Here is a 19,968-nt window from a genome sequence, read left to right as displayed (position 1 = left end):
GTGTCTTCCTCTTAACTCTGGACGCGCATCAGGTTGGCGGAGGATTCATCCATCTCCTTCGCCTGCTTCAACATGCCCGCCTGCACTTCGTACGACCGCTGGTTCTCGATCATGTCGACCAGCGCCTGGGTCATGTTGACGTTCGATTGTTCGAGCGAGCCGGAGCGCACCTTGGCGGTCATGTCGCCGGGCAGGACGCCGCCGCCGCGCACGTGCAGCAGGTTGTCGATGCCCTTGACCGTCTGGCTGCCGGCGGTGCTCGCCAGCTTGATCTGGCCGACTTCCTGGTCCGGCGTGCCGGGGGCCGCGCCCTGCGGCACGATCATCACCCGGCCATCGGCGGTGACGGAGATCGACTGGTAGGGGGGCACGGTGATCGGCCCGGCGGCCCCCATGACCGGCAAGCGATCGCCGGTTTCCAGCGTGCCGGCGGCAGAAACCTGCAGGTCGCCGCGTCGCGTATAGGCTTCGGTGCCGTCGAGGCCCTGCACCGCCATCCAGCTGTCGCCTTCCATCGCGATGTCGAGCGGGCGGCCGGTGGCGAGGATCGAACCGGCCCGGCGGTCCATGTCGCGCACCTCTTCGGAAGAGGGCGAGCGGGTTTCGAGTTCGCCGTTCTTGCCCTTCAGCAACAACTGTTCGAAATCGACCTTGTCCGCGCGATACCCGATCGTCGAGGCGTTCGCGATGTTGTTCGCGATCGTCGCCTGCGACGCCATGTGGCCGCGCATCCCCGACATTGCGGTGTAGACCAGCCGGTCCATCGAAACCTCCCAAGAATGACCCTCGCTACATAGCAAGGGTCATGCCAGTTTCATGCGTTACGCCCGCAGGTCGAGGATCGACCGCGTGATCTGGTTCGAGGTATCGAGCGCCTTCGAGTTCGCCTGGAAGTTGCGCTGTGCGGCGATCAGGCTGACCAGTTCCTCGGTGATGTCGACGTTCGATCCTTCGATCATGCCCGACATCAGCGAACCCGCGCCGTTTTCGCCCGAGCTGGCGAAGCTGGGGTCGCCCGACAGGCCGGTCGCCTGCCAGTTGCTGTTGCCCATCTGGCGAAGACCCGCCGAGTTCGAGAAGTTGACGATCGCGACCTGGCCCAGCGCCTTGGTATCGCCGTTCGAATAGCTGGCGGTGACGATGCCCTTTTCGTTGATCGTCACGCCCTGCAACCGGCCGACGGCGATGCCGTCCTGCTGCTGGGTGTCGACCTTGAACGGCTTGGTCGATGCGACCGTCGTCGTCGGCAGCGTCAGCTTGATCTGCTGCTGCGCGATGCCGCTGGCGGGCATGAACGAATCGAACGTCGTCGTCACCGCCTGCGCCGCGCCGCCCGCATCGACGTTGATCTTGCCCGTCGCGTCGAACGAGAACTGCACCGACTTGCCCACACCGCCGCCGGTGGTCATCTGCTGATCGCCGACGAAGCTATAGGCTTCCCAGGTGCTCGACAGGTTCGTCGGATCGGCGTTCGGCGCGGTCGTCCGCTTGAGATAGGTGGTCATGGTCATCGGGTTGCCCGCACCGTCATAGACGGTAGTGGCGATCGATTCATTGTAGCTGGTCGCATCGAACCGGCTGAACGCAGCGGTCGACGGCACGACCGAGCGGGCGTTCATGTTCGTGCCCAGCGTGACGTTCTCGGTACCTTCCGGCTTACCCGACGTCCCCGCCAGCACGAGATCGGTAAGCGACGCGCGGGTCGTGGCGACAACGTTACCCGACCCGTCGACCGGATAGACCTGCAACCGCGCGCCCTGCGCATCGGTGACGAACTGGTTCGAATCGACGCGCAGCGAGCCGTTGCGGGTGAAGGTCAGGCCGTCCTTGGTCGGGTCCTGCTTCAGCGCGAGGAAGCCGTCGCCGGCGATCGCGATGTCGAGCGACGAGGACGACTGGACGAGGTTGCCTTCGCCGAACTGCTGGCGGTTGCCCTTCACCACGGTACCCGACCCGACCATCTGCGTCGGCGCGACCGACAGGTTGGACGCGATCACGTCGGCGAATTCGGCGCGGCTCTTCTTGAAGCCGGTGGTGCCGACGTTGGCGAGGTTGTGCGAGATCGACGCCATGTCGACCTGCGAAGCCTTCAGACCGGAGAGCGAAGTGTAGAACGACATGCGGTTTGCTCCTGCGATAATTCAGATGAAAGGGTTGGAAATCAGGCGATCTTGCGAACGGTATCGGCCAGCACCTGCTGGCCGTCCGACAGGGTCAGCATCGGTTTGCCGCCATTGGGCATGACGGAGGCGACCCCGGCCCAGGCGAGGTTGCGGGCCTTCACTACCTGTCCGCTGGCATCGCTGGCGGCGACACTGATGGTGTAGGGGCCGGCGCCGGCGGCGGTGCCCGCGTCGGTCTTTCCGTCCCACTGGTAATCGACCATGCCGGCGGGCTGGCTCCCAAGCGAGACGGCGCGGGCGAGGTTGCCGTTGGCATCGCGGATCTCGACCTTCACCTGCGCGGCGTCCTTGTCGAGTTCGACCGCGCCGGTGACGTTGCCCTTGCTGTCGGCGGTCGCGGTCGCGCTGTCGGTCAGCACCGCCTTGCCGATCCACGACACCGCATCGCTCGTCCCGCTGCCGGCCAGGCGGGCGGACAGCGTCTTTAGCGTCGAGCTCATTTCGGTGATGCCCGACAGCGACGACATCTGCGCCATCTGCGCGACCATCTGGCCGTTGTCGGTCGGGTTGAACGGGTCCTGATATTGCAGCTGCGCGGTCATCAGGCGCAGGAAATCATCCTGCCCCAGCGAGCGCTGGCCGAGCTTCGCCTTGGCCGCGGCGTCGTTGGCGGCCTTTACCGTCGGAATATTCTGTACTGCGGTCGTGGCCATCATCAGCGTCCCAGGCGGAGGGTTTCGGTGATGAGCGACTTGGCGGTCGACATCACTTCGACATTGTTCTGATAGGTGCGGGCGGCATCGAGCATGTCGACCAGCTCGCGCGGTTCATCGACGGCGGCGTCCCACACATTCCCTTCGGCGTCGGCCAGCGGGTTGCCGGGGTCGTGCCGCTTGGACGGAGCCTCGCCCGCCGTCACCACCTGTGCCGCGTCGACCGTGGCCAGGCCGCTGGCCGCGTCGAAGCTGGTGCGGAACACCGGCTTCATCGTGCGATAGGCGCCCGCCTCGGTCGTCGACACCGCGCCGGCATTGGCGAGGTTCGACGCGGTGGTGTTCATCCGGATCAGCTGCGCAGACATGGCGCGGCCGGATACTTCGAAGATGCTCATGGGTGCGGGCACGGGCTTATTCCCCCTTCAGCGCGCGGGTGATGGTGGAGATGCGCCCGTTCAGGAACGCCAGCGTCGTCTGATACGCCACGGCATTCTCGGCAAAGGCGGTCTGTTCGGTGACCAGTTCGACGGTGTTGCCGTCGAGCGAGGGTTGCAGCGGACGGCGATAGAGCGTGTTGCTGTCGATCGAGCGATCGACATTGCCGCCCTGCTCCACGCCGGCCAGCGCCGCGCGGAAGTCGACGTCCTTCGCCTTGAAGCCGGGCGTCGAGGCATTGGCGATGTTCGATGCGAGCATCCCCATGCGCTGCGCCCGCACCTGCAGCGCGGTGCCGTGTATCCCGAACAGAGCATTGTCGGCCATCGGACGGTTCCCAAGGTCGGCGCGCCGGATGCGCGTCACGCAGGATCACAGCAAAGGGCGTGCCAGTTTCGCCAAAACCCGTCGCCAATATGCAAAACCCGCCGATTGCCGCCGCCCACCGGCAATCGGCAACCGCGTCCGGCAAGGGATTGCCGCCGTGAAACTGGCACCGTGTTTGCAGGGAAGCGGGCATGGATGCTGCCGTGCTCGCCCCCTATGCCGACCCGGTCGCCGCCGCCTTCGTGGTCGGCGGCACCGCGTTCGCGTTGCTGATCCGCACCCCGCCGGGCGACCTCGCCCGTGCGATCCGTGCGCTCGGTACGCTCGCCCGCCGACCCTTTTCGGCCGAGGACGGGCTGGACCAGATCGCCAAGCTGGGGCGTATCGCCAAACGGCACGGCGTGATGACGCTCGACCGGTCGCGGATCGCCGATCCCGACATCGCCGATGCGATCGCCGCGATCGTCGACGGGACCGGGCCGGACGGCGTGGCCGCGACGCTGCGCCATCGCAACGAAGCCCGCGCCGAACGCCATCTGGCCGCCGCCGACCTGTGGACCGCGCTCGCCGAGCTTGCCCCGGCGCTGGGCATGATCGGCACGCTGGTCGGACTGGTGCGGATGTTCATGGCGATGACCGATCCGACCGCGATCGGACAGGCGATGGCGATCGCATTGCTGTCGACATTGTACGGCGCGGTGCTGGCCGCGCTGGTCGGGATGCCGATCGCCGGGCGGCTGCGTCGACTGGCGCGTGCCGAAGCATTCGAACGTGCCCGTTTCGAGGCACCTTTGGTCGCGCTCGCACGGCGCGAACGTCCACAATTCCGGGAGGCCGCAGAATGAGAATCCGACGTTTCGACACCGCCCCCGGTCGCCCGCTATGGCTGACCACCCTTGCCGACCTGTCCCTGTTGCTGGTCGGGTTCTTCGTGTTCCTGCAGGCGGCGCAGGCCGTCGACCGGCGCGCGCTGACCGCCGGCATCCGCGCCGGCTTCGATGCCGAACCGATCCCGATGACGGTCGACCGGGCGGTGATCGACGGCTTTGCGCCGGGGTCCGCCGCCCTGCCCGCCGGCACGAGCAACAGCGTCGAATTCGTGCGTGGCGCCGCCGCCGACCGGCGCATCGCCGTCACGCTGACCGGCGGGACGCAGGGTGACGTCGATCCCGCGACCGGCAGCGCCGCGATCCTTGCCACCGATCGCGCCCGCGCCGTCGCCGCCCTGCTGGTGCGCGAAGGGGCCGCGACCCCCGCACAGATCGCCTTCGCCCCGCCGGGAACCGGTGGGCGCGGCGTCTTTATCGACCTGGGCTTTGCCGGTGAGCGGCAAGCCGTTGCCGACCGGCAAGCCCCGCTTGCCGCCCCTGCCGATGGAGCAGAGAAATGATCCGCTATCCCTTGCTCGCCGCGCTGCTGGTCGCGGTCCCCGCCGCCGCGCAGAGCTTTCAATCGACCGCCCAGCTCGACGAGGCGGTGGTGCAGTTCACCGGCGCCAGCATCGGCATGGACGGCGGCGCGCAGATGCCGGTCGATCCCCGGCTGAAGCTGGCGCGCTGCCCGATGCCGCAGTTCGGCTGGCTGTCCGACCGGCAGGACGCGGTCGTCATCAGCTGCATGGCGCCGACATGGAAAGTCTATGTCCCGGTCCGCCGCCTGACCCGCGTCCAGCCCGAACGCCCTGCCCCCGCACCGGTCGCCGCCGTGGCACCGGTCAAGGCCGAACCGGTCATCCGGCGAGGCGACCCGATCATGGTGGAGGCCGGCGCGCCCGGTTTCTCGATCACCCGTGACGGCGTGGCGATGGGCGACGCCCCGGTCGGCGGGCGTCTGATGGTGAAGGTCGATCCGGCCAAGCCACCGATCCAGGCAATCGCATTGGAATCGGGTCGGGCCGCCCTGCCCGGCTTCACCGGCTGAATCAAAAAAATAACCCCTCAGTAATTTTTGCTAAAGAAGTCGCCGGTGCCGCCGTTTCTCCTGATGTCAGCAGTTCGCGAAGGACGGGGACATGGTGGATTCTGTCGGATCAAGGCTGGTTACGTCGATCGGTGGGCGCGGTGTCGCGCGGACCGAGGGGCAGACACGCGCCGAAACGGCATCGGCCCCGCAGGACACGGGCGCACCCAAGAGCGGCGTCGCCTTGCTGTCGGGCGGGACCACCGCACAGGCGATGGCGTCGTCGCCGCCGGTCGATACCGACCGCGTCGCGACGATCCGCAAGGCGATTTCCGAAGGACGCTTCCCTTTGTCCCCCGCGACCATTGCCGACCGGCTCATCGCCCTGAAACTCGATTGGAACAGCAATGAACCGGCGTGATGCGCTGATCCAGATCATCGACAGCCTGCACGCCGAGATCGCGGCGTTGCAGACCAACGATGTGACCGCGCTGGAAACCGCCACCGCGATGAAGCTGCAGGGGATCGAGGCGATCGCCGCCAATGACGACCTGCCGCTGGACGCCGAACTGGAAACGCTGGCGCGCGAGGCGCAGCGGCTGAACGAAACCGCCCGCATCTACGTCAATCTGATGGCGGCCAATGTCCGCCGGCGGATCGACCAGCTGGCCGGCGGGGGATTGCCGGCATACCGGCCAGGCATTGCCGCCACCCCGCAGCGCATGGCTGCGGCGGCGTATCGGTAACTCCCTCCCCGTTCGTCCTGAGTAGCCATTGAGCTTGTCGAAATGGCGTATCGAAGGACCGTTTGGGGCAGGTACTTCGATACGGGTCTTCGACTTCGGTGCACAGCACCGAAGCCTGTCCTGAGCGCCTGCCGCAGGCAATCGAAGGGCTCAGCCCCTACGCAGCACGAACGGTGCGGGATATTCGCCGTTCCCGAAACCAAAACTGGCACGCTGCTTGCTGTACTCCCTCCTGAACAGGGGAAGCGAAGTACAGCCCGATGAGTGTCGTTCCGGTAGAAGCCCGATCCTATGTCCACAGCGCGATCGCGAAGGCGAGCGCCAGGACCGGTGTCGATTTCAATTACCTGCTGGGCCAGGCACAAGTCGAAAGCGGCCTGCAGACCAACGCCCGCGCCGGCACGTCGTCGGCAACCGGCCTCTACCAGTTCGTCGAACAGAGCTGGCTGGGCGTGGTGAAGGCGCACGGCGCCGAACACGGTATGCAATGGGCCGCCGACAGCATCCGCCAGGGCGGCAACGGCCGCTATTATGTCGCCGACCCGGCCACGCGTCGCGCCATCCTGCAACTGCGCAACGACCCGCAGGCGTCGTCGCTGATGGCCGCCGAACACGCCGCCGACAACAAGGGCGCGCTGGAAAATGCGCTGGGCCGCAGCGCGACCGGCACCGACCTGTACATGGCGCATTTCCTGGGGCTGGGCGGTGCGCGCCATTTCCTGACGACGATGCAGAGCAACCCGGACCGCTCGGCCGCCGCCATGTTCCCCGCCGCCGCCCGCGCCAACCGCTCGATCTTCTACGATGCCGGCGGCCAGCCGCGCTCGCTCGCCGAAATCTACGACAAGATGGCGACCAAGCTGGACCGCGGCGCGAAGGCCGGCGGCGGCAGCGGCGTCGACATGGGCGATACGCTGAACGGCGTGCTCGGGGGCTTTCCGGTCAACCGGATGCAGCCGGCGGTGATGATGAACGGCTTCGACGGCGACGTCATCATGGGCAACGAGGCCCAGGGCGGCGACGAGGCTTGGCTGACGACGACGCTGGCCAATCTGAACGTCGTGCGCAGCCGCAGCGGCGGCGATGCGACCGCGAACCCGATGCAGATGGCCTCGCTCTATCGCCCGACCCCTGAATCGGCGCGGCTCGCCTATTCGATCCTCGCCAATCTGGGGAACGCATGATGCAGGCGATCCTGAGCAATCCGAAGACCATCCTGCCCGCGCTGCGCCAGTCGGCGCTGCCGGGCGCGATCCTGCTGCTCGTGCTGCTGATGGTCGTGCCGATCCCGGCGTTCATGCTCGACATCTTCTTCGTCATGAACATCATGATCTCGATCGCGGTGTTAATGGTCGCGCTCAATGCGCAGAAGCCGCTCGACTTCTCCGCCTTTCCGACGGTCCTGCTGTTCGCGACGCTGTTCCGCCTCGGCCTGAACGTCGCGTCGACTCGCGTCGTGCTGGTGCACGGGCATGAAGGCGAAGCGGCGGCGGGCCATGTCATCGAGGCGTTCGGCACCTTCCTGATCGGCGGCGACTATGTCGTCGGCCTCTTCGTCTTCTCGATCCTCATCATCATCAACATGATCGTGGTGACCAAGGGCGCGGGCCGCGTGTCCGAAGTGTCGGCGCGCTTCACCCTCGACGCGCTGCCCGGCAAGCAGATGGCGATCGACGCCGACCTGAACGCCGGCCTCATCACCCCCGACGAAGCCCGCAACAAGCGGATCGAGACCGGCGCCGAGGCCGATTTCTACGGCGCGATGGACGGTTCGTCGAAGTTCGTGAAGGGCGACGCGGTCGCCGGCCTGCTGATCCTTGCGATCAACATCGTCGGTGGCCTGATCCTGGGCGTCGTCAGCCACCAGATGGCGGTCGGCGAAGCCGCGCAGACCTATGTCCTGCTCGCCATCGGCGACGCGCTGGTCGCGCAGGTGCCTTCGCTGCTGCTGTCGATCGCCGCCGCCGCCATCGTCACCCGCGTCACCTCGACCTCGCAACAGGACCTCGCCGGGCAGATCGGATCGCAGTTCGCGTCGCACCGCACCTGGGCGCCGGTCGCCGGCATCCTCGGCCTGCTGGCGATGCTGCCGGGGATGCCGTTCCTGGTGCTGGCGCCCGCCGCCGGCATCGCCGGTTTCGCCTCGTGGAAGCTCGCCAAGCAGAAGAGCGCGCCTGCGCCCCCGCCGCCGGTCGAAGCACTGCCCGAGGCCGCCGACCTGTCCAAGATCGGCTGGGAGGAAGTGGCCGACACCTGCCACATCATGCTGGACATCGGCTACGGCCTGGTCCCGCTGGTCGACGAGCGCAAGGGCGCGCCGTTGATGAGCCGGATCACCGGGGTCCGCCGCCAGTTGTCCAAGGAACTGGGCTTCGTCGTGCCGCAGGTGAAGGTGCGCGACGACATCAACCTGGCCCCCTATACCTATCGCATCTCGATCGGCGGCGTGGTCGTCGGCGAGGACATGGCGTCGGCGACCGAAATGCTGGCGCTCGACACCGGCCAGGCGGTGGGCGGGCTGTTGGGCAAGACCGCGAAGGACCCGACCTTCGGCCTCGACGCCGTTTGGATCCAGCCGGGCGACGCCGATGCGGCGACCGGTGCGGGCTATCTGGTGGTCGATGCCGGGACCGTCATCGCCACCCACCTGAACCATGTGCTGACCGTCAACGCGACCGAGCTGCTGGGTCCGGACGAGGTGCAGTCGCTGCTCGACGGCCTCAAGGACCGCGCCGCCAATCTGGTCGCCGCGCTGTGCCCCGCCCCGCTGTCGCTCACCACGCTGACGCAGGTGCTGCGCGCGCTGCTGGCCGAGAATATCACGCTCAAGGAATTCCGCCGCATCGCCGCCGCGATCGTCGTGGTCGCCCAGCGGACGCAGGATGCCGACGAGATCGTCGAGCTGATCCGGCCGGAGCTGGGCGCGCTCATCATCCAGAAGCTGTGCGGGGTGCGCGAGCCGCTGCGCGTGATGACGCTGGAGGGCCAGCTGGAGGCGCTGCTGGGGCAGGCGATGCGCAACGATCCGTCGCGCCGCCATGCGATCGAGCCTGATCTCGGCCGGCGCATCGTCGACGCGCTGACCCATGCCGCGCAGCCGCTGATGGCCGAGGCCAAGCCGTTCGCGCTGGTCGTGCAGCCATCGATCCGCGTCGCGATCCGCAAGCTTATCAGAACCTACCTGCCCGACACCCCGGTCATGAGCTTCTTCGAAGTTCCCGAGGACAAGGCAGTCGAAGTCGTCGCCGTCATCGGCGCCCCGGAGGCCATCGCAGCATGAACGCCCCCTTCTTTCCCCAGCCCGAGCTGAGCACGCCGGTCTATACCCGGCACGCCCGGCCGAACGACGGCGACGCAATCGTCCGCCGCCACCTGCCGCTGGTCCGCCGCATCGCGTGGCACGTCCATGGCCATATGAGCACGATGGTCGATGTCGAGGACCTCGTGCAGGTGGGACTGGTCGCACTGGTCGAGGCGGTGCCGATGTTCGAGGATCGCGGCACCGTCACCTTCGAACAATATCTGAGCACCCGGTTGCGCGGGGCGATGATCGACGAACTACGGCGACAGGCGACGATCAGCCGCGGCGCGATGAAGCGGCGGCGCGACTATGCGAAGGCCGTGTCGGGCCTGACGGTCGAGCTGGGCCGTGCGCCGGTGCCGGCCGAGATCGCCGACCGGCTGGGCGTGCCGCTGGGGCGGTTGCGCGTCGACTATGCCGATGTCCAGTCGGTGCAGTTCGATTCGATCGACGATGTCTATACCGACGAGGCGCCGTGGTTCATGGATGACGGCCCCGATGCGTTCGAGGCGCTGGCCGAAGGCGAGCTGCGCGAGGCGTTGATCGCCGCGATCGCCGCGCTGCCCGAACGTGAGGCGCAGGTGATCCAGCTTTATTATGTCGAGGAACTGAACCTCGAGGAGATCGGGCAGGTGCTGGGCGTCGGCGCGGCGCGCATCTGCCAGATCAAGAAGACGGCGCATGAGAAGCTGAAAAAGGCGCTGAAACGGGCCACCGGGTAGCTTCGGTCGCGTTTTCAAGGATTTGAGCGGGGTCGGACGGAACGTCCGGCCCCGTTTTTGCGTCCAAAGTTCACGAAGTTCACACTCGTGCGCGGTTTGCGCGATGGGTGTGGCGACGCGTCGGTTGCGGGTGGGGTCGGCGATGAGAAAGAGCGGGAGGCGGATGGTAACGCGGGCAGGCGGTTGTAGGAAAGCGGAGGGTCGCCGCCCTGCCCGGCCTTCGCCGGGGTACGAGGTGGCAAAAGATCGCGGCTCACGTCCGTACCTCCGCGCAGGCGGGGGTCCAGGGTTATTGAATGCCGACGTTGCGTTTGGGACGCTGGATCCCCGCCTTCGCGGGGATACGATCGGGGCAGAACCGACGCGAGCGGCCAGTTGCCGGCGTAGCGTTCACCGACGCCCCCCCTCCACCATGCTGCGCATGGTCCCCCTCCCCGTGCAGGGGAGGATGTGCGTGATACCTTATATATATAGAGTCCGTTCTCGCGTCCCTGAACGCCGAAACCCCCGGAGACCACGAGGGTCGCCGGGGGTTGGTCCCGTCGCCGGGAGTTCCGCCGCCACCGCCTTCATCAAGGGGGAACGGCGGCGGCGGAGCCGGGATTAGCCGAGCAGCTTCAGCACGCCCTGCTGCGACTGGTTGGCCTGGGCCAGCATCGCGGTCGAGGCCTGGCCGAGGATCTGCGCCTTGGCGAGCGCCGTCGATTCCGACGAGAAGTCGGTATCTTCGATGCGGCTGCGGGCTTCCTGCAGGTTCGACGAGGTGGTGGTCAGGTTGTTGACGGTGACCTGCAGACGGTTCTGCACCGCACCCAGATCGCCGCGGATCGACGAGACCTTGTCGAGCGCCTTGTCGATGGCGGTCATCGCCACCGAAGCGTTCGCCTGGGTCGAGACGTTCAGCGCGCCGCCGATCATGTCCTTGGCGCCGCCCTGTGCGGCCAGACCGACCTTGAGCAGCGAAGCCGCCGACCCTTCGACGCGGACTTCCGCACCGGTGTCCGACTTCAGTTCGACACGACCGCGCAGCGTCAGGCCGGCGGCGATGGTGCCGGTCGAGGCGCCGCCGTCGTCACCCTGCATGCTCAGCACCATGCCGGCGCCGGCGGCCGTCGGGCCGTCCTTCAGCGTGATGTCGTTGCCGGTCGACGACGTCAGGATCAGGTTGCCGTCCGCGTCGCTCGATGCGACCAGGCCGCTGATGCCCGCCGAATTGATGTTCTTGACCACGTCCGACATCGACATGCCGGTCGTGCCGTCCGAGTCGGACAGGGCGACGACCGCACCGTTGATCGAGAGGTCGTTGCCGGCCACCAGCAGCGCGGCGTCGAGCTTCACGGTCGCCTTCGTCGTCGCGGTCGCGGTGACGCCGCTCTGTCCGCTGGTCGCATTGATCGCCGCAGCCTTCGATGCCGCAGAGGCATCGTTCGACACGCCCACGGCGACGCCGTTGATCTTCACGTCGTCCGACGTGGTGAGCGCGCCGGCACCCGCCGAGGACCCCTTGATCGAGTTGTTGCTCGTGGTTTCGTTCAGGCCGAGTCCGGCGAGGTCGGTTGCGTCGCCGGTCGTGCCGCGCTTGATGTCGATCGGCTGGCCGTTCGAGCTGTTGAGCGCGACGAAGCCGCCATAGGTGCCGGCGGTGAAGCCCGCCTTGCCCGCATCGGCACCGGCGATGACGATGGTCTTGCCGGTGTCGTTCGACAGGACGATCTTGCCTTCGCTGTCGAGCTGCGCGCTGATGCCGCCCACGTCGCGGTTGATCTTGTCGACCAGTTCCTGGCCGTTGGCGCCGGTGATGTTGACGGCGGTGCCGCCACCGACCGCGATCGAGAAGCCGGTCGCGCTGGTCACGCCGCCCGAAGCGATCGGGCCGCCCGACAGGGTGTTGTAGGCGGTCGCCGACACGCCGGTCTGGCCGGTGTTCGCATTGATGCTGGCGGCGGCGGTTTCGGCGGTGGCGGTGGTCAGTGCCGTGCCGAGTGCGTTCTTGCCGTTCAGCTGGATGTCAGTGACGGCGACGGTCGCCGAACTGATGCGGCCGGTGGTCGCCTGGCCTTCGACGCGATAGCCGTTCAGGCCGAGCGCGGTGGCCGAGGTGTTGGCGAGTGCCACCGAGGTGGTCTGGCCCGACTGAGCACCGGTCTGCAGGTTCACCGACTTCACCGTGCCGTCGAGCAGGTTGATGCCGTTGAAGTTGGTCTTGGTCGAGATGTCGTTGATCTGCGCGGTCAGCTGGCCGACTTCCGACTGGAGCGACTTGCGCTCCGAGGCGCCCAGCGTGCCGTTGGCGGCCTGGCCGGCGAGTTCCTTCATGCGCTGCAGCATGTTGGTGACTTCGCCCAGCGCGCCTTCGGCGGTCTGCGCCATCGAGATGCCGTCGTTCGCGTTGCGCGCAGCGACTGCCATCGTCTTGATCTGGCTGGTCATGCGGCTGGCGATGGCGAGGCCGGCGGCGTCGTCCTTGGCCGAATTGATGCGCTTGCCGGTCGACAGGCGCTCCATCGACGCCTTCAGCGCGTCGTTGGCAGCGGACGAGGCGTTGGCGGCGCGGAGCGATCCGATGTTGGATCCGATAACGGTCATTGGTGTGTCCTCCAGTCTGACTTCCAGCGCCCCGCGTCCCCCCTTGAAGCGATCGGGATCGAAGCTGCTGCCCGGAGAAACGGCACGCGGCGGACCGGGTTAAGGAAAAAAGTTCCGGATTTTCGGGGGCCTCGCGCGCGCGAGGGTACGTACGCGGAGTACAGAGCCGAATCGGGGGTCATTTTACCGGGCGTTAACCATTTGCCGGCAAAAGGGTGCCGTTCAGGGGGAATGTCCAAGACCATGCGCTCGATCTATCCATCCGCTGCCGTGCTCGCGTCGAAGTTCACGCTGGTCTCGTCGCTGCGCGCGCAGGGCTTCGCCCTTGCCAATGCCGGGCAGAAGCCGGGGCCGACCGACGTGTTCCTCATCATGGAAGGCGAAGTGCCGCCGATCGCGGCGCGCACGCTGGTGCTGGCCGATGGTCCGGCATCGGCGACGCCGTTCGCCGATGGTCGTCCCGCCCGCCTGTCCTATTCCCATGCCGACACCGAACTGGCCCATGCCTTTGCCGCGGCGCTGCTGTGCGGCCGGCACGAGGCGGTCGCCGCCGATCCGGAAAGCCTGGCGCTGCAGGCGCTGGCCCGCCGCGTCGCCGCCGCCGACATCACCGTGCTGGTCAACGGCCCGACCGGCACCGGCAAGGAAGTGCTGGCTCGCACCATCCACGCCGAAAGCGCCCGCGCCGACGGTCCGTTCATCGCGATCAACTGCGCCGCCCTGCCCGAAACCATGCTGGAGGCGATGCTGTTCGGCCATGTGAAGGGCGCGTTCACCGGCGCGGGTGCGGCGGGCGAAGGCTTTTTCCGCGCGGCGCATGGCGGCACGCTGCTGCTGGACGAGATCGCCGAGCTGCCGCTGCCGCTCCAGGCCAAGCTGCTGCGCGTGCTGCAGGAGCGCGAGGTCGTGCCGATCGGCGCGACCCAGGCCGAGGCGATCGATGTCCGCGTCGTCGCCTGCGCCAACCGCGATTTGCAGGACGAAGTCGCCGCCGGCCGCTTCCGCGCCGATCTCTATTACCGGCTGAGCGTCTTTCCGTTGAGCACCCGCGCGCTGGCCGACCGGCCGGGCGATGTCGCGGCGCTCGCCGCCGCGATGGTGGTGCGCCATGCCGGGATGCGCGCCACCCTGCCGTGGATTTCGGACGAGGCGCTGGCGATGCTCGGCCGCCACGACTGGCCGGGCAATGCCCGCGAGCTGGAGAATGTGATCCAGCGCGCGCTGCTGCTGGGGATGGGCGACCGGATCGAGGCGCACGACATCGTGTTCGACCGGGCGAGCGTTCCCGCCGCGACCGCGATCTGCGCACCCCGCGCGGTCGAGCCGGTGGCGAGCACGCTGACCAACATCGTCCAGATCCACGAGTTCGCGGCGATCCGCCGCACGCTGGAGGAATGCGGCGGCAACCGGATCGAAACCGCCCGGCGGCTGGGCATTTCGGAGCGTACGCTCCGCTACCGCCTCGCCAAGGCGCGTGAGGCCGGCGAAGTGCTGGCGGCACCCCAGTCGCTGCCCGCTTCGATGGCGGCATCGGCATGAGCGGCGTCGGCGGAGTCGGCGGCGCAATGGGCGTCGACCGGGTGATGGCGCTGCGCGCCCAGATCCTCGAGCGCAACCAGGCGCTGTCCAAGGCGAACGCGCAGGTCGCGACCGCCCCGGTGCCGGCCGAACCGGCGAAGCCCACCAGCTTCGCCGATGCGATGGGCGACGCGCTGAAGGGCGTGAACGCGCAGCAGAACAAGGCGAGCGAATTGTCGGCGATGTACGAACGCGGCGAGACCGTGGACATCGCCAAGGTGATGATGGCGCGCCAGCAGGCATCGGTCGGCTTCGAAGCCACGATGCAGGTCAGGAACAAGCTCTTGTCCGCCTACAAGGACATCATGAGTATGCCGGTGTAATATGGAAAACGCTCTCGCCACCACCGGCGGCGTTCCCGCCGCCGCCGCAGCCCCCGCCCGCTTCGCCAACCCGCTGACCCAGATCGGCGGGCTGATGAAGCAGCCGGCCGTCAAGCGCAGCCTGCCGTTGATCTTCATCGTCGGGCTGGTCCTGGCGGCGGCGATGGCGTGGATGGCGCTGGCCACCCCGCCGCAGCGCACGCTGTTCCCGCAGCTGCCCGACAGCGACAAGCAGGCCGTCGTCGACGCGCTGGGCGCCGCGAAGATCGCCAGCAGCGTGGACGATAGCGGCGGGATCACCGTCGCCGAGGACGATTACCACCGCGCGCGCATCCTGCTGGCGGGGCAAGGGCTGCCCAAGGCCGCGCCGGGCGGGTATGCGATCCTCGACCAGCTGCCGATGGGCGTCAGCCGCGCGGTCGAGGGCGAACGGCTGCGCCAGGCGCGCGAGACCGAACTGGCCAAGTCGATCGGCGAGATCGAATCGGTGGCGGACGCCCGCGTCCACCTGGCGATGCCCGAAAGCTCGGTCTTCGTGCGCGACAATGCGCAGCCCTCCGCATCGGTCATCGTCCGCCTCGAACCCGGCCGGAGCCTCACGCAGGCGCAGGTCCGCTCGATCGTCAACCTCGTCGCCTCCTCGGTGCCGGGGATGAAGGCCGATCAGGTGACGATCATCGACCAGATGGGCGCGCTGCTGAGCAAGCCGACCGATGGCAGCGAAGGATCGACGCTCAGCGACGAACGGATCGATTACCAGCGCCGGATCGAGGACAAGTACCGCGCGCAGCTCAACACGCTGCTGACCCCGCTGCTGGGCGCCGGCAATTTCTCGGCCGAAATCCAGGCGGATGTCGATCTGGACCAGAGCCAGGCGACGCGCGAAAGCTATGACAAGCAGGGTGTCGTCCGCGCCGAACAGGGGACGTGGCAGGGCAATACGCCCGGCGAAACCACCCCCGGCGGCGTCCCCGGCGCGCTGTCGAACACCCCGCCCGCCGCATCGACGCTGGCGACCGCGACCCCCGGCCCCGCCGGCGCCACGGTCCAGCCCGGAACCGCGCCGGGTGCCACTCCGCCGGTCAAGACCAGCGAGAACTTCAACCGCGCCTATGATCTGGGCAAGGAAGTATCGGTCACCCGCGCCGCGCCCGGATCGATCCGCCGCCTGTCGGTCGCCGTGCTGCTGCGCGAAGCCGAAGGGGGCAAGCCCCGCACCCCGGCCGAAATCCAGCAGATCAACGACCTGGTGAAGGCGGCGGTCGGCTATAACCAGCAGCGCCAGGACACGGTGACGGTCATCAGCCGGAAATTCTCGCCCGATGCGGTCGCCACCGATGTGGCCCGCCCGTGGTACGATGCCGACTGGGTGCCGCTGGCCGCCCGCAACGGCACCGCGCTCGTCATCGCGCTGCTGGTGCTGTTCATGGGGGTCCGCCCGATGGTCAAGGCGATCAACGAGAAGCGCAAGGCCGACGCCACCGCCGAAACCGCCCGCGCCGCCGCCGCCCAGGCCGCCGCGCAGGCCGCGCTGACCGCCCCCACCGGGCCGGAGCCGGTCAGCATGGCGATGCTCGAAACCGCGCAGAACTATGACGACCGGGTCGGGCTGGTCCGCGGCTTCACCCGCGACAATCCGACGCGCGCCGCCCTGGCCATCCGCGACATGATCCAGTCGGACGGCAAGCAGTGAACGCCCCCGTCCGTATCCAGACCGGCGTCGAGCGCGCCGCCGTCCTGATGATGCTGGTCGGCGAGGAGGAAGCCGCCGCCATCCTGCAGAAGCTGGAACCCGAAGAGGTCCAGCAGCTGGGCAAGGCGATGTTCAGCGTCGCCGATGTCAGCGAGGACGAGGTGTCGGTGGTCCTCGACGATTTCGTCGAAAAGGCCCGCGAGCGCACCACGGTCGGCTTCGACCCGCGCCCGCATATCGAACAGGTGATGAACCGCGCGCTGGGGGCCGACAAGGCGGAGAGCGTGCTGGCCAAGATCACGCCGGTCGAGACCGCGTGCCAGATCGAGCTGCTCGACTGGATGGACCCGGCCGAGATCGTCAGCCTCATCAAGGACGAGCATCCGCAGATCGCCGCCGTCCTGCTCGCCAACCTCGAACCCGCCGTCGCCGCGCAGGTGCTGGAAGGGCTGCCCGAGGCATCGCAGCCGCAGATCCTGCACCGCATCGCCAAGCTGGGACCGATCACGCCCGAGGCGATCGACACGCTGAAGTCGATGCTGTCGCGCCGGTCGACCGGTCGCACCAGCGGCACCGGCGTGCAGCTGGGTGGGGCCAAGGATGCCGCCAAGATCCTGTCGTCGGGCCGCAAGGCGACTGAGACGCGGGTCATGCCGAAGCTGGCCAAGATCGACCGCGACATCGCCCGCCAGATCGAGGACCAGCTGTTCGTCTTCGACAATTTGCTGGAGATGGACGACAAGAATCTGGGCGTGCTGATCCGCAACGTCGACAGCGACCTGCTGGTCCGCGCCCTGAAGGGCGTCGACGAGAATGCGCGCAACCGGTTCCTGGGCTGCATGTCGGCGCGTGCCGCCGACGGCATCCGCGACGAGATGGAAGCCCGCGGGCCGATGAAGCTGGCCGAGGTGCTCGACGCGCAGAAGGGCGTCATCACCGTCGCGCGCCAGCTGGGCAAGGACGGCACGATCATGATGGGCGGCGGCGACGACGATTATGTTTGAGAGCGCCGCAGCCCCCGCATCCGCGAACGGTTTCGTCGCGGGCTTCGCCAGTCGCCATGTCGCGGCGGCCGACATCCTCGCCCGTGCATTCGGCGCGCCCGATCCGTTCGCGGCGACCGGCGTGGTGCCGGTGCGCCCGGCGGATTTCGGCGCCGCCGCCGGTACCGCGCAGGCTTCGGGTCCGAAGCATTTCCGCCCGGCCGATCCGGACGCCAACCCGACCGAGGGCTGGGACCCGTTCTCCACGGTGGTCGACGACAGCGTCCATGCGCTGGACCCGGTCGCCGAGGCCCATGCGGCGGGCTATGCCGAGGGGCTGGCCGCCGCTGCCGCCGCCAGCCAGTCCGACGCGGCGCGCGACCATGCGCTGCTGGCAAAGCTGGCCGAGGCGCTGGGCACCGCGACCCATATCGACCGCGAGGCGATGGCCGAACGGCTGCGCCAGACGGTGCTGACGCTGGTGCGCCAGATTGTGGGCGAGGTCGGCGTGTCGGCCAACCACCTGATCGAACGGATCGACGCCGCCGCCGACCTGCTGGCCGATGGTGCCGAATCGGCGATCCTGCGAATGCACGAAGCCGACATGCCGCTGGTCGAGGGCAAGCTGCCCAAGGCGGTGTTCGCGGTCGTCGACGCCCATGTCGAACGCGGCGGCTTCATCCTCGAATCCGCTTCGACCGTGGTCGAGGACGGCCCGTCGCTGTGGCTGGAACAGCTGGGTGCCGCGATCGAAACCGTGCAGGTGCCCCGCTGATGCTCAACCGTTTCGCCGATGACTATCTGGGTGCGCTGGCCCCCACCGATTTCCGCCCGCGCGCGCGCGTGGCCGGCAAGCTCGCCAGCTATGACGGGCTGCTGATGGAGGCGGTCGGGCTGTCGCTGCCGGTCGGGACCGTGTGCCAGGTCGGCACCGGCGACGGGAGCTTCGTCGAGGCGGAGGCGATCGGCTTTCGCAACGGGCGCACGCTGATGATGAACCTCGGCGGTCCCGCCCCGCTCCTTCCAGGGGCACTGGTGCGGCCGGGCGACAAGCCGGGCGAGGCCGAGGTCGGCGAGGCGATGCTGGGCCGGGTGGTCGACGGCGCGGGCAAGCCGATCGACGGCAAGGGGCCGATCCGGGGCGCGGGACGCTGGCCGCTGGCCGGGCGCATCCAGTCGCCGCTGGACCGGGGCCGCGTGCTCGAACCGATGGATGTCGGCGTGCGCGCGATCAACGGGCTGCTGACCATCGGCCAGGGCCAGCGCGTCGGTATCATGGCGGGTTCGGGCGTCGGCAAGTCGGTGCTGCTGGGCATGATGGTCCGCGCCGCCAAGGCCGATGTGATCGTCGTCGGGCTGATCGGCGAGCGCAGCCGCGAAGTGTCCGACTTCCTCGAAACGAAGCTGAAGGGCGATGCGCGGGCGCGGTCGGTCGTGGTCGCCGTTCCGGCGAACCATTCGCCGGTGCTGCGCATTCGCGGCGCGCTGCGGGCGACGGCGATCGCCGAGGCATTCCGCGAACAGGGCAAGAAGGTCCTGCTCATCATCGATTCGCTGACCCGCGTCGCCCATGCCGGGCGTGAGATCGGCCTGGCGCTGGGCGAGCCGGCTTCCGCGCGAGGGTACCCGCCCAGCGCCATCGCGATGCTGCCGGGCCTGATCGAACGGGCGGGCACGTGCGTGCGCACCGGCGGGTCGATCACCGCCATCTACACCGTGCTGGCCGATGGCGACGACAATAGCGACCCGGTGGTCGATTCGGCGCGATCGATCCTTGACGGGCATATCGTGCTGAGCCGGCAACTGGCCGAGCGCGGGGTCTATCCCGCGATCGATCTGGGGCCGTCGGTCAGCCGCGTGATGACCGACATCGCCGACAAGCCGCATCTGGCCGCCGCCCGCGTGCTGCGCCGGCATCTGGCGACGTACGAGGAAAATCGCGATCTGGTGCTGATGGGGGCCTATCGCCCCGGCACCGACGCGGCGATCGACGGTGCGCTGGCCGCGCATCCCGCCGTGATGGAATATGTGAAGCAGGATTCGGACGAGGTCGTGTCGCTGGACGATGCGGTCGCCGAGCTGGTGGGGGTGTTCGGTGTCTGACAAGGCCAAGCGCCTTGCCCGCGTGCTGCGGGTGCGCACCATGCAGTTGAACCTCACGCAAGCCGAGGAAGTGCGCGCCGCCGCCCGCGTGGCGGAGGAGATCGCGCTGCGCGACCGTATCCTCAACCTGGCGCAAGCGGTGTCGCCGGTGCCGACGCCGAGCGCCAGCGCCCAGACGCTGGGCGCGGCAGCCCATTATCGTGAGAAGCTCCATGCAACCGCACGGGTCGTCGAACACCGCGTGCTACAGGCCGATGACGGGCTGACCCGCGCCAAATCGGCGACGATGGCGGCCAAGCGCGACCAGAGCGCGGTCGAAAAGCTGCTGGAGCGCGCCCATGCCGCCCGGGCGCTGCGCGAACTCCGCGCGCTGGAAAACGCGCCGCCGGTCCGCCGCCTCAATCGGCACGATCCTTGCTGATCGACCGGTCGA

At 68.2% G+C, this 19,968-nt stretch carries 20 protein-coding genes and 2 pseudogenes; 15 read left to right on the top strand and 7 right to left on the bottom strand.

Features of this window, described 5'->3' with window-relative positions:
* Window positions 1–11: 11 nt before the first annotated feature.
* Genes ASE83_RS09615 through flgB form a run of 5 tightly spaced genes read right to left on the bottom strand, consistent with a single transcriptional unit; the run spans window position 12 to window position 3,601 of the window.
* The gene (locus ASE83_RS09615) at window positions 12–764 is read right to left on the bottom strand and encodes a flagellar basal body rod protein FlgF (protein WP_055788737.1); all 753 of its coding nucleotides are present in this window, start codon (window positions 762–764) and stop codon (window positions 12–14) included.
* A 57-nt stretch (window positions 765–821) separates the two neighbouring features.
* Entirely contained in the window at window positions 822–2,120 is a 1,299-nt protein-coding gene (locus ASE83_RS09610; RefSeq protein WP_055788733.1) for a flagellar hook protein FlgE, read from the bottom strand.
* Window positions 2,121–2,161: 41 nt separating this feature from the next.
* Window positions 2,162–2,839 carry a flagellar hook assembly protein FlgD gene (locus ASE83_RS09605; RefSeq protein WP_055788730.1) on the bottom strand — a complete coding sequence of 226 codons (678 nt, stop codon included), beginning with the start codon at window positions 2,837–2,839 and terminating at the stop codon, window positions 2,162–2,164.
* A complete protein-coding gene (gene flgC, locus ASE83_RS09600; protein ID WP_055788726.1) occupies window positions 2,839–3,234 on the bottom strand; it encodes a flagellar basal body rod protein FlgC in 396 nt (131 codons plus the stop codon). Before flgC ends, ASE83_RS09605 begins: the two co-directional genes overlap by 1 nt.
* Window positions 3,235–3,250: 16 nt before the next feature.
* On the bottom strand, window positions 3,251–3,601 hold the full coding sequence (gene flgB / locus ASE83_RS09595; RefSeq protein WP_055758458.1) for a flagellar basal body rod protein FlgB: 351 nt from the start codon (window positions 3,599–3,601) through the stop codon (window positions 3,251–3,253).
* A gap of 191 nt (window positions 3,602–3,792) precedes the next feature.
* Here flgB and ASE83_RS09590 point away from each other — a divergent pair, with 191 nt between their 5' ends.
* The 8 genes from ASE83_RS09590 to fliA all read left to right on the top strand — a co-directional run bounded on the left by ASE83_RS09590 (window position 3,793) and on the right by fliA (window position 10,269).
* Window positions 3,793–4,446 carry a motility protein A gene (locus ASE83_RS09590; protein ID WP_055788723.1) on the top strand — a complete coding sequence of 218 codons (654 nt, stop codon included), beginning with the start codon at window positions 3,793–3,795 and terminating at the stop codon, window positions 4,444–4,446.
* Entirely contained in the window at window positions 4,443–4,991 is a 549-nt protein-coding gene (locus ASE83_RS09585; protein WP_055788720.1) for a hypothetical protein, read from the top strand. The genes ASE83_RS09590 and ASE83_RS09585 overlap by 4 nt, the downstream gene beginning before the upstream one ends.
* On the top strand, window positions 4,988–5,521 hold the full coding sequence (locus ASE83_RS09580) for a flagella basal body P-ring formation protein FlgA (RefSeq protein WP_055788719.1): 534 nt from the start codon (window positions 4,988–4,990) through the stop codon (window positions 5,519–5,521). Before ASE83_RS09585 ends, ASE83_RS09580 begins: the two co-directional genes overlap by 4 nt.
* A gap of 91 nt (window positions 5,522–5,612) precedes the next feature.
* Window positions 5,613–5,921 (top strand): flagellar biosynthesis anti-sigma factor FlgM, encoded by a 309-nt coding sequence (gene flgM, locus ASE83_RS09575; protein ID WP_055788716.1) that lies wholly within the window; start codon window positions 5,613–5,615, stop codon window positions 5,919–5,921.
* Entirely contained in the window at window positions 5,908–6,246 is a 339-nt protein-coding gene (locus ASE83_RS09570; RefSeq protein WP_055788713.1) for a hypothetical protein, read from the top strand. The genes flgM and ASE83_RS09570 overlap by 14 nt, the downstream gene beginning before the upstream one ends.
* 260 nt (window positions 6,247–6,506) lie before the next feature.
* Entirely contained in the window at window positions 6,507–7,430 is a 924-nt protein-coding gene (locus ASE83_RS09565) for a hypothetical protein (RefSeq protein ID WP_055788709.1), read from the top strand.
* Complete coding sequence (gene flhA, locus ASE83_RS09560) at window positions 7,430–9,526, top strand: flagellar biosynthesis protein FlhA (protein ID WP_055789259.1); 2,097 nt, start codon at window positions 7,430–7,432, stop codon at window positions 9,524–9,526. Before ASE83_RS09565 ends, flhA begins: the two co-directional genes overlap by 1 nt.
* Window positions 9,523–10,269 (top strand): RNA polymerase sigma factor FliA, encoded by a 747-nt coding sequence (gene fliA / locus ASE83_RS09555; protein WP_055788706.1) that lies wholly within the window; start codon window positions 9,523–9,525, stop codon window positions 10,267–10,269. The genes flhA and fliA overlap by 4 nt, the downstream gene beginning before the upstream one ends.
* 603 nt (window positions 10,270–10,872) lie before the next feature.
* Here fliA and ASE83_RS18950 read toward each other — a convergent pair.
* Together ASE83_RS18950 and ASE83_RS18945 are read right to left on the bottom strand one after the other, a co-directional pair.
* Window positions 10,873–11,181 (bottom strand): annotated as a pseudogene (locus ASE83_RS18950) (flagellin); the annotation flags it as partial.
* Between the two features lie 1,266 nt (window positions 11,182–12,447).
* Window positions 12,448–12,855, bottom strand: a pseudogene (locus tag ASE83_RS18945) (flagellin N-terminal helical domain-containing protein); the annotation flags it as partial.
* 243 nt (window positions 12,856–13,098) lie between these two features.
* Between ASE83_RS18945 and ASE83_RS09545 the strand changes: the two are divergent.
* From ASE83_RS09545 to ASE83_RS09515, 7 genes are read left to right on the top strand one after another with little or no spacing between them, the layout of a single operon-like run.
* Window positions 13,099–14,394, top strand: a complete 1,296-nt coding sequence (locus ASE83_RS09545) for a sigma 54-interacting transcriptional regulator (RefSeq protein WP_055789258.1) — start codon at window positions 13,099–13,101, stop codon at window positions 14,392–14,394.
* On the top strand, window positions 14,391–14,756 hold the full coding sequence (gene fliE / locus ASE83_RS09540) for a flagellar hook-basal body complex protein FliE (protein ID WP_055788698.1): 366 nt from the start codon (window positions 14,391–14,393) through the stop codon (window positions 14,754–14,756). The genes ASE83_RS09545 and fliE overlap by 4 nt, the downstream gene beginning before the upstream one ends.
* Before the next feature lies 1 nt (window position 14,757).
* On the top strand, window positions 14,758–16,449 hold the full coding sequence (gene fliF, locus ASE83_RS09535; protein WP_055788697.1) for a flagellar basal-body MS-ring/collar protein FliF: 1,692 nt from the start codon (window positions 14,758–14,760) through the stop codon (window positions 16,447–16,449).
* Entirely contained in the window at window positions 16,446–17,453 is a 1,008-nt protein-coding gene (gene fliG / locus ASE83_RS09530; protein ID WP_055788694.1) for a flagellar motor switch protein FliG, read from the top strand. Before fliF ends, fliG begins: the two co-directional genes overlap by 4 nt.
* On the top strand, window positions 17,446–18,207 hold the full coding sequence (locus ASE83_RS09525) for a FliH/SctL family protein (protein ID WP_055788691.1): 762 nt from the start codon (window positions 17,446–17,448) through the stop codon (window positions 18,205–18,207). Before fliG ends, ASE83_RS09525 begins: the two co-directional genes overlap by 8 nt.
* Entirely contained in the window at window positions 18,207–19,535 is a 1,329-nt protein-coding gene (locus tag ASE83_RS09520) for a FliI/YscN family ATPase (protein ID WP_055788688.1), read from the top strand. The genes ASE83_RS09525 and ASE83_RS09520 overlap by 1 nt, the downstream gene beginning before the upstream one ends.
* Window positions 19,528–19,956 carry a hypothetical protein gene (locus ASE83_RS09515; protein ID WP_235513196.1) on the top strand — a complete coding sequence of 143 codons (429 nt, stop codon included), beginning with the start codon at window positions 19,528–19,530 and terminating at the stop codon, window positions 19,954–19,956. Before ASE83_RS09520 ends, ASE83_RS09515 begins: the two co-directional genes overlap by 8 nt.
* Window positions 19,957–19,968 lie beyond the last annotated feature (12 nt).

Origin of the sequence: Sphingomonas sp. Leaf32 (genome assembly GCF_001421765.1) — a bacterium.
In the GTDB taxonomy this organism is placed as follows: Bacteria; Pseudomonadota; Alphaproteobacteria; order Sphingomonadales; family Sphingomonadaceae; genus Sphingomonas.
The sequence above is the reverse complement of the archived record's forward strand: the minus strand, read 5'-3'. Positions and strand labels throughout refer to the sequence as shown.